General features: G+C 42.0%; 16 protein-coding genes. 14 read left to right on the plus strand and 2 right to left on the minus strand.

Annotated features, from left to right (window positions below; translation table 11 throughout):
- Positions 1-2 precede the first annotated feature (2 nt).
- Both ACT3S9_RS10385 and ACT3S9_RS10390 read right to left on the minus strand, forming a co-directional pair.
- Complete coding sequence (locus ACT3S9_RS10385; RefSeq protein WP_441834286.1) at positions 3-2,411, minus strand: Lon protease family protein; 2,409 nt, start codon at positions 2,409-2,411, stop codon at positions 3-5.
- 74 nt (positions 2,412-2,485) lie between these two features.
- Positions 2,486-2,944 (minus strand): zinc ribbon-containing protein, encoded by a 459-nt coding sequence (locus ACT3S9_RS10390; RefSeq protein WP_441834287.1) that lies wholly within the window; start codon positions 2,942-2,944, stop codon positions 2,486-2,488.
- Between the two features lie 185 nt (positions 2,945-3,129).
- On the opposite strand from ACT3S9_RS10390, the gene leuS reads away from it, so the two are divergent.
- The 14 genes from leuS to ACT3S9_RS10460 all read left to right on the plus strand — a co-directional run bounded on the left by leuS (position 3,130) and on the right by ACT3S9_RS10460 (position 16,450).
- A complete protein-coding gene (gene leuS, locus ACT3S9_RS10395) occupies positions 3,130-5,718 on the plus strand; it encodes a leucine--tRNA ligase (protein WP_441834288.1) in 2,589 nt (862 codons plus the stop codon).
- A gap of 1 nt (position 5,719) precedes the next feature.
- Positions 5,720-6,214: an LPS-assembly lipoprotein LptE gene (locus ACT3S9_RS10400; protein ID WP_441834289.1), complete on the plus strand. Its 495-nt coding sequence runs from the start codon at positions 5,720-5,722 to the stop codon at positions 6,212-6,214.
- Complete coding sequence (holA, locus tag ACT3S9_RS10405) at positions 6,214-7,254, plus strand: DNA polymerase III subunit delta (RefSeq protein ID WP_441834290.1); 1,041 nt, start codon at positions 6,214-6,216, stop codon at positions 7,252-7,254. The genes ACT3S9_RS10400 and holA overlap by 1 nt, the downstream gene beginning before the upstream one ends.
- Positions 7,255-7,902, plus strand: coding sequence for a nicotinate-nucleotide adenylyltransferase (gene nadD, locus ACT3S9_RS10410; RefSeq protein WP_441834291.1), 648 nt, complete (start codon positions 7,255-7,257; stop codon positions 7,900-7,902).
- Positions 7,903-7,958: 56 nt separating this feature from the next.
- On the plus strand, positions 7,959-8,276 hold the full coding sequence (gene rsfS, locus ACT3S9_RS10415) for a ribosome silencing factor (protein WP_441834292.1): 318 nt from the start codon (positions 7,959-7,961) through the stop codon (positions 8,274-8,276).
- Between the two features lie 29 nt (positions 8,277-8,305).
- Positions 8,306-8,776: a 23S rRNA (pseudouridine(1915)-N(3))-methyltransferase RlmH gene (rlmH, locus tag ACT3S9_RS10420; RefSeq protein WP_441834293.1), complete on the plus strand. Its 471-nt coding sequence runs from the start codon at positions 8,306-8,308 to the stop codon at positions 8,774-8,776.
- Positions 8,777-8,785: 9 nt separating this feature from the next.
- Positions 8,786-10,666 carry a penicillin-binding protein 2 gene (gene mrdA / locus ACT3S9_RS10425; RefSeq protein ID WP_441834294.1) on the plus strand — a complete coding sequence of 627 codons (1,881 nt, stop codon included), beginning with the start codon at positions 8,786-8,788 and terminating at the stop codon, positions 10,664-10,666.
- Positions 10,663-11,769, plus strand: a complete 1,107-nt coding sequence (gene rodA / locus ACT3S9_RS10430; RefSeq protein WP_441834295.1) for a rod shape-determining protein RodA — start codon at positions 10,663-10,665, stop codon at positions 11,767-11,769. The genes mrdA and rodA overlap by 4 nt, the downstream gene beginning before the upstream one ends.
- Positions 11,769-12,539, plus strand: a complete 771-nt coding sequence (locus ACT3S9_RS10435) for a septal ring lytic transglycosylase RlpA family protein (RefSeq protein ID WP_441834296.1) — start codon at positions 11,769-11,771, stop codon at positions 12,537-12,539. The genes rodA and ACT3S9_RS10435 overlap by 1 nt, the downstream gene beginning before the upstream one ends.
- 53 nt (positions 12,540-12,592) lie before the next feature.
- A complete protein-coding gene (locus ACT3S9_RS10440) occupies positions 12,593-13,753 on the plus strand; it encodes a serine hydrolase (protein WP_441834297.1) in 1,161 nt (386 codons plus the stop codon).
- A gap of 179 nt (positions 13,754-13,932) precedes the next feature.
- On the plus strand, positions 13,933-14,211 hold the full coding sequence (gene ybeD, locus ACT3S9_RS10445) for a DUF493 family protein YbeD (RefSeq protein ID WP_441834298.1): 279 nt from the start codon (positions 13,933-13,935) through the stop codon (positions 14,209-14,211).
- Between the two features lie 20 nt (positions 14,212-14,231).
- The gene (gene lipB, locus ACT3S9_RS10450) at positions 14,232-14,885 is read left to right on the plus strand and encodes a lipoyl(octanoyl) transferase LipB (protein WP_441834299.1); all 654 of its coding nucleotides are present in this window, start codon (positions 14,232-14,234) and stop codon (positions 14,883-14,885) included.
- On the plus strand, positions 14,882-15,847 hold the full coding sequence (gene lipA, locus ACT3S9_RS10455) for a lipoyl synthase (RefSeq protein WP_441834300.1): 966 nt from the start codon (positions 14,882-14,884) through the stop codon (positions 15,845-15,847). Before lipB ends, lipA begins: the two co-directional genes overlap by 4 nt.
- A 363-nt stretch (positions 15,848-16,210) precedes the next feature.
- Complete coding sequence (locus ACT3S9_RS10460) at positions 16,211-16,450, plus strand: RNA recognition motif domain-containing protein (protein WP_197113617.1); 240 nt, start codon at positions 16,211-16,213, stop codon at positions 16,448-16,450.
- Positions 16,451-16,602: the final 152 nt, after the last annotated feature.

The raw sequence follows: 16,602 nt of genomic DNA on the forward strand, positions 1-16,602 counted from the left end.
AATTACACTTTCTCTTCTTCTTTATCGTCATTTTCGCCGTTAACTATATCGGCAATATTATTTAAGCGCGCTAAAGCAATGCCATTTACTGAATCTTCTGGGTAATAGCCATCAACAAGCTCGCCTGCGTCACTATCCATTAATAAGCTAAGTGCTTGATCAACTGTTTCAACAGCAAATATATTAAAACGTTTTAGCTCAACAGCGTCTAAAATCTCATCATCAAGCACTAAGTTTACCTGGTTTGATTTTGGAATAATAACGCCTTGTGAACCAGTTAAACCGCGCATTTTGCAAAGCTTAAAAAAGCCTTCAATTTTTTCGTTTACGCCACCAATGGCTTGTACGTCACCATGTTGGTTAATAGAGCCTGTAAGCGCGATAGACTGACTAATTGGTAAACTAGTAATTGCCGATATAAGTGCGCACAACTCAGCGAGTGAGGCGCTGTCGCCATCAATATAGCCATAATTTTGCTCAATGGCGATATTAGCGCTAAGCGTTAAGCTAAACTGCTGGGCGTATTTATTACCTAAATAACCGGTCAGCAGCATCACTCCTTTAGAGTGAATTGCTTTACCGAGCTCAGCTTCACGTTCTACATCAATTACACCATCAGCGCCCGCATAAACAGTGGCTGTAATACGTGCAGGCGTACCAAATGAAGTGTCACCGATATGCAGTACCGTTAAGCCATTTACTTTACCTACCGCGTGACCATCTGTAGCAATTAATGTGTGACCTTCTTTAATATCACTGAGCATATTTTCGCTAATTTGCCCAGTTCGATATTGCTTGCCAACTATCGCTTCATCAATATGATGATTGTCAATAATTTTTAGGCTATCTTGTTTAGCATAAAAACTTGCTTCTGCCACCAGCTCTAATACATCGGCAAAGCGAGCTGAAAGTTTGTTATGGTGCTCTGCTTGACGATAACTAAACTTAAGTAGGCGTGCCATGCCCGCTTCAGTAATGGTACATTTTAGTGTTTGCTGACAATATTCAGCAACTTTGGTAATAAACTGATACTGTAATTTGTCGCTACTAGGTAGATAATAATCAAAATCAGCTAAGACTCTAAATAACTCGGCAAACTCTTCATCGTATTCACCAATGGTGTAATAAAGCTCACGAGAGCCGAGTAAAATAATTTTTACATCCAGTGGAATAAGCTGCGGGCGTAGTGTAAAACTACTGCCTACTGCATTATCTTGATACGGTAAATCATTTTTAATTTGATGGGTTTTAAGCGATAGTTTTAAACCATCCCATACTTGTGGGTTTGCCATCACTTTTTCGGCGTCCATAATTAAATAGCCGCCGTTAGCACGGTGTAATGCTCCGGGCTGAATCGAACGATAACTGGTGATCAAAGAACCTTGTGAAGTAGCGTATTCAATTTTACCAAAAATGTTACCAAAAGTTGGGTTGGGCTCGTACACCACTGGTGCAGCGTCACCTTCTTTATATTCTACTAAAATATTCGGCGCGAAAAAATCGGTTAGCATGGCTTTACGATCAAAGTCTTCTTTGTTTTCTTCGCTTACATCGTCATCATCAAGCCACTCAAGTACAGCGTCGATAATTTCAACTCGAATATCTTTTAAATAACGCAGCACACCAATATGCGCGGCATATTTATGCTCAAGGGCTTTTAGTAATGGTTTAGTGGCAAGCTCTGCGGTCGACTTCTTCAAGTTACGTAACTTTTCAGATGATTCGCGTTTCCAACGAGGTAGCTCAATTAACGCTTCGATTAAAGTATCTTCTAGTTTTTCGATTACTTGATAAAACTGTTCGCGTAAATCATCATCAAGAGTCGCAAATTCACTGTCGCTCAGCTGTCTGCCATCAATCAGTGGCGCAAAACCTACTACATTTTTTTCTTCAATAAGGGCAACACTTTGCTCAAGAGCTGCCACTTCCACGGCAGTAATCGCACTGTCGTATAAATCGTTAAACTCGCGATCGATAGACTTTTTCTTGCGCTGGTAAGCTGGGTTATCAAACGCTGCCGGAAAGGTATCAAGCACTTCATCAATAAATGAGTCTATGTCGTCTGCTAGTTGCTTGCTTTGTCCTGCTTGCATAAACAGCGCAATTGGTTCGCGGTGGTCATCGTAATTATTAACGTATAACCATTCGTTAGGCGTCGGCCTACCTTTACTGTGATCGGTCAACTTATCTTTAACCAAGGTAAAACGCCCATGAGCTGCTTCGCCCATAACATAAACGTTATAACCTGGTAGTTCCATCCCTAGCGAAAAATCAAGGGCACTTTGTGCGCGCTGCTGGCCAATAAAAGTTAGCTCTTCTGGGTATGGATTTTTCATGCAGGTAGCTACATGGTTTGCAGAGATTTCAGGTGCCAATGCAGACACAGATAAAGGGATCAGTTTATTCGTCATTCCTAACTTCTTATTATACCAACCAATGGTGGTGAGTGTGTAACAAGGCCGAGTAGCTCGACCTTGGATTAAATTTAAGGTTGCAATGCCTTACGGCTGAAGTAAATACCGCCACAATTACTACACGGGGTTATTTCTGTGGCATGGTAAATATCATAACTATGGTGGCAATTCTTACATACTAACGTGCCCATGGCTATCCATTCACCTTGATGATAGACACCATTGTGCTTAAAATCTTGGCTTAACGCTTGCCATTCGAGCTGAGTTTTGTCTTCAATGTGCGAAAGTTCAAACCATAAAGACTCTTTAAGTTCTTGCCAAGCAAGCGAATCATAGTGTTTATCGTTTTCTTGGATGTGGTCAAGATCGCGCTTTAAATACTCACGATATAAATTTACTTTATCTTGGCCTAATTGTTTAAGTGCTTGCTCAGATTCAACAAACTTATCCATTGCATCTTTTAGTTCATGATCTTTTACATCTTTAAGCCATGCACTTAAATCAGTTAACCATGTTTTATAATCTGCCATTGTTTACTCCTTTTAAACTGCGTTAAATCAGTGTTCAGCTTAAACAAGTATAGGTTAACCTGCACTGAAAACACATTTCCCTGTGAATTTAATAAAAGCCCTTATTTGTCGCTGTGATTAACAGGTATTTTGAGTTATCCTATTCGGCAATTTTTTATTAGTTTGCAAGAAGTCTGGAACCGTAGATGCAAGAGCAATATAACCCGCAAGATATAGAGTCAAAAGTACAAGCTTACTGGGATGAAAACCAAGTATTTAAAGTCACTGAAGATGAGAGCAAAGAAAAGTATTACTGCCTTTCAATGTTTCCATACCCAAGTGGTCGACTACACATGGGTCATGTTCGTAACTACACAATTGGTGATGTAGTATCTCGCTTTCAGCGCTTGCAAGGTAAAAACGTAATGCAACCTATGGGTTGGGATGCGTTTGGGTTACCAGCAGAGAACGCCGCTATTAAAAACCATACTGCGCCTGCAAAATGGACCTACGAAAACATTGATTACATGCGTACCCAGCTTAAGCAATTAGGTTTTGGCTATGATTGGGATCGTGAAATTGCCACCTGTCATCCTGAATATTATAAATGGGAGCAATGGTTTTTCACTAAGTTGTATGAAAAAGGCCTAGTGTACAAAAAAATGTCAACGGTTAACTGGGATCCTGTTGACCAAACAGTACTTGCCAACGAGCAAGTTATTGACGGACGCGGCTGGCGCTCTGGTGCGATCGTAGAACAAAAAGAAATCCCACAGTGGTTTATTAAAATCACCGACTACGCACAAGAACTACTTGACGATTTAGACAAGCTAGAAGACTGGCCTGAGCAAGTTAAAACTATGCAGCGTAACTGGATTGGTCGCTCTGAAGGCTTAGACATCGAGTTTAAACGTGCAGACAGCGACGAAACTTTTAGCGTCTACACCACTCGCCCAGATACTTTTATGGGTGTGACGTATGTTGCTGTTGCAGGCGGACACCCTATCGCCCAAGAAGCGGCAAAAAATAGCGACGCAGTCGCACGATTTGTTGATGAGTGTAAAAATACTAAAATCGCCGAAGCTGACATGGCTACCATGGAGAAAAAAGGGATCGCCACCGGCTTTTACGCGATTCATCCATTAACCGGCGAGCAAGTGCCTATTTGGGTTGCTAACTTTGTACTGATGCATTATGGCTCAGGCGCAGTTATGGCCGTACCTGGTCACGACCAACGTGACTACGAATTTGCAAGCACTTATGGCCTTGACATAAAGCAAGTTATTGCAGCGCCTACCGGTAGTGATGAAACGGTTGATTTAGACAACCAAGCATTCACTGAAAAAGGCGTATTAGTAAACTCAGGTGAATTTGATGGCCTTGAATTTGACGCTGCTTTTAATGCTATTGCCGATAAACTTGAAGCACTTGGCGTAGGTGAGCGTAAGGTAAACTTCCGTCTACGTGACTGGGGTGTTAGCCGCCAGCGTTATTGGGGATCACCAATCCCAATGCTTAGCGACGAAGAAGGTAACGAGCTTGCGGCTACTGAAGATATGCTACCGGTTCGTTTACCAGAAGATGTGGTAATGAACGGTGTTACATCGCCGATAAAAGCCGATGAAAACTGGGCTAAAACCACCATGAACGGCGCACCAGCATTTCATGAAACAGACACCTTTGACACCTTTATGGAGTCATCGTGGTATTACGCGCGTTACTGTAGCCCTCGTTTTGATGAAGGCATGTTAGAGCCTGGCGCGGCAAATTATTGGTTACCAGTAAATCAATATATTGGTGGTATTGAACACGCCATTTTACACTTATTATATTCACGTTTTTTCCATAAGTTACTACGTGATTTTGGCTTGGTTAATTCAGATGAACCATTCGAGCGTTTACTTTGCCAAGGCATGGTACTTGCTGAAACTTTCTATCGTAAAGATGAAAAAGGCGGTGATGTATGGATTTCACCAAGCGATGTTGAAACCGAAACCGACGACAAAGGCCGTGTAACTAAAGCATGGCATAAAGATGATGGTGAATCGGTATTTTCATCAGGCATGAGTAAAATGTCTAAGTCGAAAAATAACGGCATCGACCCACAACAAGTTATTGCTCAATACGGCGCTGATACGGTACGTTTATTCATGATGTTTACCGCCCCACCAGAACAAACATTAGAATGGTCTGATTCGGGTGTTGAAGGTGCGCATAGGTTCTTAAAGCGCGTATGGAAATATGCCGTTGATGTTGAAACGGTCGGTTTTCAGGCACTCGATTTAAGCGCCTTAAATAACGAGCAAAAAGTGCTGCGCCGTGAGCTACACAAAGCGATTGCAAAAGTGACTGATGACGTTGAACGTCGTCAAACCTTTAATACCGCGATTGCTGCCATTATGGAGCTTTCAAATAAGTTACTTAAAGCGCCACTCACTGATAAGCAAGATGTTGCGATTGCTAATGAAGCACTTGAAGCGCTATTAATTATGCTTGCGCCAATTACGCCACACCTTAGCCATCAATTATGGCAAGACTTAGGTAAAGAAGGCGATATCCTTGACGCAGCATGGCCAAAAGTAGATAACGCTGCCCTTGTAGAAGATGAAAAACTTATCATCGTACAAGTAAACGGTAAACTTCGCGCCAAACTAACAGTGCCCGCAGATGCGACCAAAGAACAAGTCGAAGAACTTGCTTTTGCAGAACCTAACGTAACTAAATTCACTGATGGCAACACCATCCGTAAAGTTATTTACGTGCCGGGTAAACTACTTAATGTGGTTGCAAGCTAATATGGCAGCGTTAAATGCCATTAAAAATGGACTAGCCTTAGTGCTAGTCTGTTTAATGCTAAGCAGTTGTGGCTTTCATTTAAAAAAAGCATCCAGCTTGCCTGATGACTTAAAAACATTGACGTTGATGGGCGACGATGAACGCTCAACCTTATATGCAATGTTAGAAGATGAGTTAATCGCCAGTAAAGTAGATATACAAGCTGAGGTCGCAAAAAATGTGCCGCAGCTTTATTTACGCAAAGACAGTCTTGAGCGCCAAACACTATCACTTTTTGATAATGGTCAAGTCGCCGAATACGAGCTGGCTTATAGTGTATCCTACATTTTAAAGCGCCCTGGACATGAACCGTTAGAGCAAAGTTTTGAGCTTTATCGTAACTACCAAGACGACCCTGACAACGCACTCGCTAAAGCCAAAGAGCTTGAGTTATTACTAAACGAAATTCGCCAACAAGCGAGTCGTCGTATCATGCGCGAGCTATCACAACTGTAATGCGCTGTTATGCTAATCAACTAAAAGAACAATTAGGCAAAACCTTAGCACCGGTTTATTTGGTGTTTGGCGAGGAGCCTTTTCAGGTTGATCAGTGTGTAACACAAATTCGCCAGTCAGCAAAAGCACAAGGGTTTGATGAAGTTATTAAACTGACCTTGATGCAAGGGTTCGATTGGCAAGAATTAATCAATGAATACCAAAGTATGTCGCTATTTAGCGCCCGTACCTTGATAGAGCTTGATTTAAACTTCCAAAAACCCGGTATTCCCGGTAGCAATACGTTTAAACAAGTAGTGGAATTACTTAATCCAGATACGCTACTTATAGTTAAAGGCCAAAAAGCCAGCCAAGATATTCAGCGCAGTGCTTGGTTTAAAGCACTTGAAAAAAACGGTTTATTTGTTCCTTGCTACCCACTTACAGGCAACCATTTAAGTCGCTGGATTGACGAGCAATGCAGACGCTTAAGCTTGAATATTCAAGCCGATGCTAAACATGCTTTACTTGATGCCACAGAAGGTAATTTACTGGCCTGCTCACAAGAACTTGAAAAGCTTTCGTTACTGCATGACAAAGCATTGATCGATCAGCAAATGGTGATGCAAGGGCTACTTAATCAAGCCAAATTTGATATTTTTGATTTAAGTGAGTCATTGCTACTAGGTAACGCCCATCAAGCAATTAAAGTACTGAATAAACTAGCCGGTGATAACACCGAAGCGGTGAGTATTTTATGGACCCTAAATAAAGAAGCAAATACGCTACTGAGCCTACAGCAGGGCTTAGCAAACGGCGAAAGCTTTCATCAGTTATGTACAAAAAATGGCATCTGGAAAAATCAACAAAGTGCAGTACAACAAGCACTAAAGCGCCTCAACATTGTAAGTGTTGAGTATATTATTAGCTTATTAGCCCAGTTTGACGCCAGTTATAAGCAAGGTCAATTAGTCGCGCCTTATCAAGCGCTGGCACATATTTGTTTAGTATTTTGCCAGCCACTTGAAATTCCTTTACCTTGTTATAAGCGTGTTGATTAAATGCCAAGCCAGACTATTGCTTTATTCGGCGGCACGTTTGACCCCATTCACTTAGGCCACATTAATATGGCCAAAGAATGCTTAGCGCAGTGTAAGTTAGACACACTTTATTTTATGCCCTGCGCTATCCCTGCTCATAAAGCCGCGCCCAATACCAGCGACAGCCACCGTATAAATATGCTCAAATTAGCTCTCAAGCCTTATCCGTACTTTGGCTTAGATTTACGCGAGCTATCACGCCAAGGCCCTTCTTATTCATTGCTCAGCTTGCAAGAGCTTAGAGCTGAACATCCTGACTCAGCAATACTTTTTTTAATGGGGATGGACTCGTTTAATAGCTTAGATAAATGGTATCAATGGCAAGAAATAATTAAACTTTGCCATGTGGTGGTATATCAGCGCCCTGGGCAAACTTGTGCGCCTCAAGGTAAGTTACTTACTTATAAACAACAGGCGCAAACAACTAATAGTTACGAGCTCACTCGCGCTAAAGCGGGTAAGTTATATTTTTTACAAGGAAAACAAATTGCTGCGGCCTCAAGCACCATTCGCCGCAATTTAAAAACTGACCCACAGGAAACGGAACTTTTAAGCCCTGAAGTCAGTCAGTACATTAAAGAGCACCGGCTTTATCAAACAGATGATTAAAAACCACCTGCGTGATAAAATGACATTAATATTTATTTACTATTTGAGATAAAACTTTGGATTCAAAACAACTACTCGCCTTTGCACTTGATAAAGTTGACGATATGAAAGCTCGTGACGTGGTACAAATTGATGTGCGTGAAAAATCAGACATTACTGATTATTTACTGATCTGTTCGGGTAACTCTAGACGTCATGTTCAATCAATAGCAGACCACGTTGCAAAATCTGCCCGCCACACTGGTGAGGAACCACTAGGCTACGAAGGTCAAACTGAAGGCGAATGGGTATTAGTTGATTTAGGTGATGTGGTTGTGCATGTAATGCAAGACCAGACTCGCGACTTCTACGATCTTGAAAAACTTTGGGGTTAACCTCCTAAAGCAAAACGTAGGATAACGCTTTGAAAATACAATTGATTGCCGTTGGAACTAAAATGCCCGCGTGGGTTGAAACTGGGTTTGTTGAATACCAGCGCCGTTTTCCCAAAGATATGGCGTTAGAGCTGACTGAAATACCCGCAGGTAAACGCGGTAAAAACGCTGACATTAAGCGCATTTTGCATACCGAAGGTGAAAAAACCCTCGCCGCAATCCCCAAAGGCAATCGTATTGTAACGCTTGAAGTGACAGGTAAGCCACTAGACACCCATCAATTGGCTAAAAACATGGAAAAGTGGCAACTAGATGGTCGCGACGTGAGTTTACTGATTGGCGGCCCAGAAGGCTTAGCTCCTGAGTGTATCGCAGCTTCTGAGCAAAAATGGTCGCTATCAAATCTGACTTTACCGCATCCACTGGTACGTATTATTGTTGCCGAAAGCCTTTATCGCGGCTGGAGCTTAAACAATAACCATCCATACCACCGCGAGTAATGTATCCGTATGTTTAAACACAGACCCACTATTCGCGACCATTCGGCAGAAGCTAACTTATTTGCTAGGCGCGCGTTTGTGGGGTTTGTATTTGTGATGGCCATGGTGGCCATTTTGCTATCAAACTTGTATAGCATTCAAGTGACTGATCATAATGACTATCAAACACGCTCCAACGACAATCGTATAAAAGTTATTCCTATTGCCCCCAATCGTGGCCTCATCTACGACCGTAACGGGGTGTTACTGGCTGAAAACAAACCGGTGTATAATCTTGAAGTGATCCCTGAAGAAGTTGACGACCTTGATGCATCGCTGATCGCCATTGATAAACTGATTGATATTTCAGAGCAAAATAAAAGTGAATTTCTAAACGATATAAAACATAACCGCCGCTTTAAAAGCCAAGTACTTAAGTCTCGTTTAAACGAATTAGAAGTGGCTAAATTTTCAGTTAATCAACATAAATTTCCAGGCTTTAGTATAGAAGCGCGACTTGCTCGTTATTACCCATTTTCAGATACCCTCACCCACGCATTAGGATATGTATCAAAACTCAATAAAAAAGAGTTGGCAAAACTAGAAGCTGAAGAGCAAGGCACTAATTACCGCGCTACTCACGACATTGGTAAGCTTGGTATTGAAAAATATTACGAACAACTCTTACATGGTCAAGTAGGTTCGCAGCGCGTTGAAGTAAATAACCGTGGCCGTGTCATTCGCACCTTAAGTTTAACGCCGCCTGAGCCTGGCCACGATCTGGTACTTACCTTAGATATTGGCTTACAACAAATAGCCCAACACGCTCTTAAAGATATGCGCGGCGCCATTGTGGTAATGGACGCTAAAGACGGCGGTGTACTCGCACTTTATTCAAACCCGAGTTACGACCCTAATTTATTTGTACACGGCATTAGCAGCAAAAACTATAAAGCACTGTTAAATCCTGATCGCCCGCTAATTAATCGCACCACGCAAGGTCGCTACGCACCAGCCTCAACAGTAAAGCCACACATGGCTATTTTAGCACTCGAAGAAGGGGTCGTGAGCGAAGATACCACTATATGGGATCCGGGCTTTTTTCAAATTCAAAATGTCGACCATAAATGGCGTGACTGGAAACGTTGGGGCCATGGCCATGTAGATATCTACCGGGCGATTGAAGAGTCGTGCGATACCTACTTTTATGATGTGTCGTATCGTTTAGGGATCACTAAAATTAGTAACTTTATGGCACAGTTTGGCTACGGCGATTTCTCGGGTATAGATATTCATGAAGAAACCACCGCCATCTTGCCATCAAAAGAATGGAAAGAAGGCCGTTTTCGTGAGTCATGGTGGCGCGGAGATACTATTTCGGTAGGTATCGGCCAAGGTTATTGGACGGCAACCCCGATTCAAATTGCCAATGCTTTAAATATTATGGTCAACCGGGGGATTAACCACCCACCACATTTAGTGCAAGTAGCTAAAAAAGAAAACCAGGTAACCCAAATTAATAATGAAGAAAAACCGCCAGTGGTACTTAAAAACCCAAATCATTGGAATATCGCGCTCAATGCAATGCATAACACCGTAACAAAAGCTACAGGTACTGCGCATAAGGCCTTTACTGATGTACTTTATGACCCAGCGGGTAAAACGGGTACAGCGCAAGTGGTTAGTATTGCCCAAGGCGAGCGCTACGATGGCGATGCTTTAAAAGAACGCTACCGTGATAATGCAATTTACACCGGCTTTGCACCTTATAACGATCCGCAAATAGTGGTGTCTATAGTGGTCGAAAACACCGGTGGCGGGAGCTCTGTAGCTGCCCCCATCGCGCGTCAACTGATGGATTATTACTTTTCAGCCAACCCGATTAGTTTGGCAAAGAGAAAACAGCCATGATACCGCTTAACGATAAACGCTCAATTTGGCAGCGCCTACATTTAGACTTCCCCCTTTTTTTAGCTTTAATGCTAATGATGGCGGCCAGTTTAATCATTGTTTACAGCGCCAGCGGCCAAGATATGGCGATGATGATCCGCCACGCTACGCGTATGGCAGGTGCGATTATTGGTATGTTTGTGTTAGCACAATTTTCTCCGGCCACCTTAAAGCGCTTAGTGATCCCACTTTATTGCTTAGGCTTATTAATGTTAGTTGGCGTACTGTTATTTGGTGTAAGCTCAAAAGGCGCACAACGCTGGTTAGATTTAGGTATTACCCGCTTTCAGCCTGCTGAACTTATGAAAATAGCCGTACCCATGATGGTTGCTTGGTACATTGGCCGAAACCACTTACCCCCTCGGGCGCTACACTTAATTGTAGGTTTTGTAATTATGATGGTGCCAACGTTATTAATTAAAGAACAGCCAGATTTAGGTACCTCTATCTTAATAGCGAGCTCTGGCGTATTTGTGTTGTTTTTATCGGGTTTAAGCTGGCGTTTAATTGGTTTTTTAACTGGTATTGTCGCCCTCGCCGCCTGGCCTTTTTGGCATTACGGCATGCACGATTACCAAAAACAACGAGTACTCACCTTTTTAGACCCTGAAAGCGATCCGCTTGGCTCTGGCTATCATATTATCCAGTCAAAAATAGCCATTGGTTCTGGCGGCGTTGAAGGTAAAGGCTGGCTACAAGGGACACAATCACAACTCGAGTTTTTACCAGAGCGTCACACCGACTTTATTTTTTCTGTACTGAGTGAAGAGTTTGGATTATTCGGTGTAAGCTTACTATTAACGTTATATCTATTTATTATTGCCCGCGGTTTATACATTGCGGTTAACGCGCAAGACGCTTTTGGAAAGTTGTTAGCCGGTGCGCTTACGCTCACTTTTTTCGTTTATATTTTTGTTAATATTGGTATGGTGTCTGGCTTACTTCCTGTTGTAGGTGTGCCCTTACCGCTTATCAGTTATGGTGGTACATCCATGGTCACGCTCATGGCGGGCTTTGGTATTATTATGTCGATTGCCACCGATAAAAGGATGCTTTTAAAGTAATGCGTATATATTTTCAGGTAGTAGTATTTAGTTTAATCGTGGTTTTTTTAAGTGCGTGTAGCAGCGCACCTTCATCAAGCAGTCGCTACGCTATGGAGCACGATGCAGCCCCGCTTAGGGCCCCCACTGAACTTGAATTGCAAGATGCCATTGTTACAGAAGTGACGCAAAGTGCTAGTGCAGGCCGTCCTTATAAAGTACTTGGTAAACGCTACACTCCAATGCTTGATGAAACCGGTTATAAAGCACAAGGTATAGCCTCATGGTATGGTCGCAAGTTTCACGGTTACCACACTTCAAATGGCGAAGTGTACGATATGTTTGCCATGACCGCCGCCCATAAAACATTACCGCTACCGAGCTTTGTGCGCGTTACTAATGTTGCCAATGGCAAATCAGTAATTGTTAAAGTAAACGATCGTGGCCCTTTTCATGAAGACCGACTAATTGATTTATCCTATGCAGCCGCCTACAAGCTAGGCTATTACCACCATGGTACAGCCGAGGTTAAGCTTGAGGCAATTACCCTTGCAGATTCAAAGCCGCGCTTGAGCTATATCCAAGTGGCCGCGGGGAGTACACTGGCAAATATCAATGCCTTAGCTGCAAGACTTGCCACGCAGTATCATGTACCTACAAATATTGTTGAAAAAGACGGAATTTATCGTTTGCGCTTAGGTCCTATAAAGGACGCACAAGAAGCACAACAGGTACTTGAACAACTAAAACAAAGCCAATTTCAAAACGCGTTCTTGCTTTACACTAACTAAGCCCTTTAGAATAGGCAAATGCGAATCTTTAACCTTAACTATTAATGAGTATGATGAAATCAATTAAATCAAAAATTCTAAGTAGTGTATGCGCAATAGCGTGTTCAGCCGCCGTATTCTCAGTCACCGCGCAAATAATTCCCGCACCACCACAAGTTAATGCTAAAGGTTACTTTTTGGTCGACTTTACCACCGGTAAAGTTATTGCCGAAGGCGAGGCTGATACAAAGCTTGCGCCAGCGAGTTTAACAAAAATGATGACCAGTTATGTGATTGGTACTGAAATTGAAGCTGGCAATATTGCTGATACTGATATGGTAACGGTAAGCGAAAAAGCATGGGCTAAAAACTTCCCAGAATCATCAAAAATGTTTATCGAAGTAGGTAAGCAAATTAGTGTAGAAGATTTAAACCGCGGCATTATTATTCAATCAGGTAATGATGCCTGTGTTGCTATGGCTGAACACATTGCCGGTAGCGAAAGCGCTTTTGCAGACTTGATGAACGCCCACGCTGAAAAGCTAGGCATGAGTAACAGCCACTTTATCAATAGCCACGGCCTTGATACTGACGAGCACTTTACCACCCCACGTGACATGGCAACACTTGGCGCTGCACTTATTAGAGATGTACCGAACGAATACGCTCTTTATGCAGAAAAATCATTTACTTTTAATGGCATCAAGCAATATAACCGTAACTCATTGTTATGGGATGAAAGCATGAATGTCGACGGCATTAAAACAGGTCATACTAACGACGCAGGCTACAGTCTTGTAACTTCAGCGACTAAAGATGACATGCGCTTAGTTGCCGTTGTAATGGGCACTTCAAGCGAACGAGCACGTAAAGTAGAAAGTAAAAAATTACTTAATTACGGGTTCCGCTTTTATGAAACAACAACCCCTTATAAAGCAGGCGACAGCTTCGTAGAGCAACGCATTTGGATGGGTAACAAAGAAAATGTATCGCTGGGTATTTTAGAAGATACACCAATTACAATCCCACGTGGTCAGCGTAAAAACCTAAAAGCTAACTTTGAGCTTGACGGCACCCTGGAAGCACCCCTTGCTAAAGGCACAACTGTAGGCACCTTATTTTTACAGCTTGAAGGGGAAGATATTGCACAATATCCATTAGTTACCCTCGAAGAAGTTGAAGAAGGTAGCTTCTTTAGTAAAATTTATGATTACTTACGTTTACAAATAATGTAAAAACGTATTAAAGAATATAAGCGCCTTGCCTTGCAAGGCGTTTTTTTTTGCTTAAATAATGGTAGAATGCGCCCCATAACTAGCCCATCCGTATCCGTATACATGGGTAAATCATGTCAGTTTGCTGTTTAGGTGGTCTATCACCCCTACACACATTTTAAGTACGAGGAGTCATCGTCATGGCTACACCTGTAAAAGATACTAAATTTGATGAGTATTTAGAGTACCCATGCCCATTTACATTTAAAATAATGGGTTTAGCAAATGTAAACTTAACTGACCAAATTCTTGCCAAGTTACAACCGATTGCCCCTGGTGATTACGCACCTAAAGTAAAGCCTAGTAGCAAAGGTAACTATGAATCAATAACATTGGTAGCCACGGTAACAAGCGGCGCACATATTGAAGAAATTTATAACGTGATCAGCGCAATTGATGACGTACGTCATATGCTTTGACGCATAACGTGGAGCAAGTAGTGAGCGAAAACACCATAGTGGTACGTCAATTAGGTCGCAGGCGTTACATGCCAATCTGGCAAAAAATGCAAGACTTTACTGATACCCGTAATGACAATAGCGCCGATGAAATATGGCTGGTTGAACACGACCCCGTATTTACCCAAGGCCAAGCAGGTAAAGACGAACATTTACTCGCCCCCGGCGATATTGAAGTAATTAAAGTCGATCGCGGCGGCCAAGTGACCTACCATGGTCCTGGCCAGCAGATGATGTATGTATTGTTTAATTTACGCCGCTTAAAGATAGGTGTTCGCGAATTAGTGACGTGGCTTGAAGAGTGTATAGTAGATACCCTTAAAGAATATGACATCGACGCTTATGCTAAGCCCGATGCACCGGGTGTATACGTTAACGACAGTAAAATTGCATCACTTGGGCTACGTGTTCGCCGCGGCTGCTCATTTCATGGTTTAGCACTAAATGTAAATATGGATTTAAGCCCATTTTTACGCATCAACCCTTGCGGTTATGCCGGCATGAATATGGTGCAAACTACCGACTTAACAGGCCCAGCTAATTTAGAACAAGCAGGTGCTGGACTTGTAAAACATATGATCAAAAAGCTTAACGCAACAGATGTTAAGCATACTGAAGGGTTTGAAAACGAATGAATAAACCAGTCAAAATGGAACCTGGGGTAAAATTACGCGACGCAGAAAAAATGGCGTTGATCCCAGTAAAAGTATTACCAACAGAAAAAACCGAAATGCTACGTAAGCCAGAGTGGCTTAAAATTCGCTTACCTAAGTCAACCGAGCGAATTGATGGCATTAAACAAGCAATGCGTAAGCATGGCTTGCATTCGGTATGTGAAGAGGCTTCGTGCCCCAACCTATCTGAGTGTTTTAACCATGGTACCGCCACCTTTATGATTTTAGGTGCTATTTGTACTCGTCGCTGCCCATTTTGTGACGTAGCCCATGGTCGCCCACTTAAACCTGATGCAGCCGAGCCTGAAAAGCTCGCACTAACGATTAAAGACATGAAGCTAAGCTATGTAGTAATTACCTCCGTAGATCGTGACGATTTACGCGACGGTGGCGCACAGCACTTTGCTGATTGTATTCGAGAAATACGCAAGCACAACCCAACCATTACAATTGAAGTTTTGGTGCCCGATTTTCGTGGCCGGATGGATAAAGCGCTTGAAATTTTAATCGAAACGCCACCTGATGTATTTAACCATAATCTTGAAACAGCACCGCGTTTATATAAACTTGCACGCCCAGGGGCTGACTATAAATGGTCATTAGAATTACTGCGTCGCTTTAAAGAAGCACATCCAGAAGTTAAGACTAAATCAGGTTTAATGGTGGGTCTTGGCGAAGAAATTAATGAAATAGAAGAAGTGTTACGTGACTTACGTGAACACAACGTCGACATGCTAACAGTAGGTCAGTATTTACAGCCTTCAAAGCATCACTTACCGGTTAAGCGCTATGTGCCACCTGCCGAGTTTGATGCATTAAAAGAGTACGCTGATGAAATTGGCTTTACTCACGCAGCTTCTGGTCCGTTTGTTCGCTCAAGCTACCACGCTGACCAACAAGCGGCTGGTAAAGAAGTGAAATAAGCTCTTTTATCAGAAATTAAAAAGCCGTTAATGATTTATAGTCATTAACGGCTTTTTATTTTTAAATCAATTTACTCCTTTGAAGCGCGTAGTAGACTCTAAAACATTACTAGTAATAACATCTACCTTACCATCACCATAGAGTACTTTCGGCTCACACTTAACACCTCGATCAACCTTGAAATGCATAACAGTTAACGAACCTGGTGAGCCGTTAATAATCTCTGATACAAGTTAGTTAATTACAGGGTTACAAATGTCGATATGCGTTTAATAAAATGAATTTGGCCTTTTTAAAATAAAGTTAGGTTAAACCCGAGATACTTGAGATAATTAGTACTGACATAATTATTTAGGTTTATTATGAAACTATTAGTTCGTAACTTGTCTCGTGCTACAACTGAGCATGAACTTCGTACTTTATTTACAGAGCACGGAAAAGTAACTACCTGTAACTTGGTACTTGATAAAGAAACAGGCCAATCTAAAGGCTTTGCCTTTGTTGAAATGCCAAACGATATAGAAGTTAAAGGCGCTATTGCTGCTCTTAACCAAGCTACCGTTGATAAAAGTAAAATCCGCGTTAAATTAGCCGATGCTTAAGTAATAACTCATTACTTAAAGAATAAAACCAGCTTATGCTGGTTTTTTACTAAAAGCGGCTAATATAAAAAATTATTGTTCAACGAAAAAAATAAAACGCTGCTCGTTATTATTAACTACTTTTTTTAGATAGACTTATTGTGCAACTCTTT

The organism is Pseudoalteromonas sp. AOP31-A2-14 (genome assembly GCF_052378035.1).
GTDB lineage: Bacteria > Pseudomonadota > Gammaproteobacteria > Enterobacterales > Alteromonadaceae > Pseudoalteromonas.

Coding starts and splice junctions, on each gene's coding strand:
- ACT3S9_RS10385 (WP_441834286.1), bottom strand. CDS start 2,411: ATGACGAATAAACTGATCCCTTTATCTGTGTCTGCATTGGCACCTGAA.
- ACT3S9_RS10390 (WP_441834287.1), bottom strand. CDS start 2,944: ATGGCAGATTATAAAACATGGTTAACTGATTTAAGTGCATGGCTTAAA.
- leuS (WP_441834288.1), top strand. CDS start 3,130: ATGCAAGAGCAATATAACCCGCAAGATATAGAGTCAAAAGTACAAGCT.
- ACT3S9_RS10400 (WP_441834289.1), top strand. CDS start 5,720: ATGGCAGCGTTAAATGCCATTAAAAATGGACTAGCCTTAGTGCTAGTC.
- holA (WP_441834290.1), top strand. CDS start 6,214: ATGCGCTGTTATGCTAATCAACTAAAAGAACAATTAGGCAAAACCTTA.
- nadD (WP_441834291.1), top strand. CDS start 7,255: ATGCCAAGCCAGACTATTGCTTTATTCGGCGGCACGTTTGACCCCATT.
- mrdA (WP_441834294.1), top strand. CDS start 8,786: ATGTTTAAACACAGACCCACTATTCGCGACCATTCGGCAGAAGCTAAC.
- rodA (WP_441834295.1), top strand. CDS start 10,663: ATGATACCGCTTAACGATAAACGCTCAATTTGGCAGCGCCTACATTTA.
- ACT3S9_RS10435 (WP_441834296.1), top strand. CDS start 11,769: ATGCGTATATATTTTCAGGTAGTAGTATTTAGTTTAATCGTGGTTTTT.
- ACT3S9_RS10440 (WP_441834297.1), top strand. CDS start 12,593: ATGAAATCAATTAAATCAAAAATTCTAAGTAGTGTATGCGCAATAGCG.
- ybeD (WP_441834298.1), top strand. CDS start 13,933: ATGGCTACACCTGTAAAAGATACTAAATTTGATGAGTATTTAGAGTAC.
- lipA (WP_441834300.1), top strand. CDS start 14,882: ATGAATAAACCAGTCAAAATGGAACCTGGGGTAAAATTACGCGACGCA.
- ACT3S9_RS10460 (WP_197113617.1), top strand. CDS start 16,211: ATGAAACTATTAGTTCGTAACTTGTCTCGTGCTACAACTGAGCATGAA.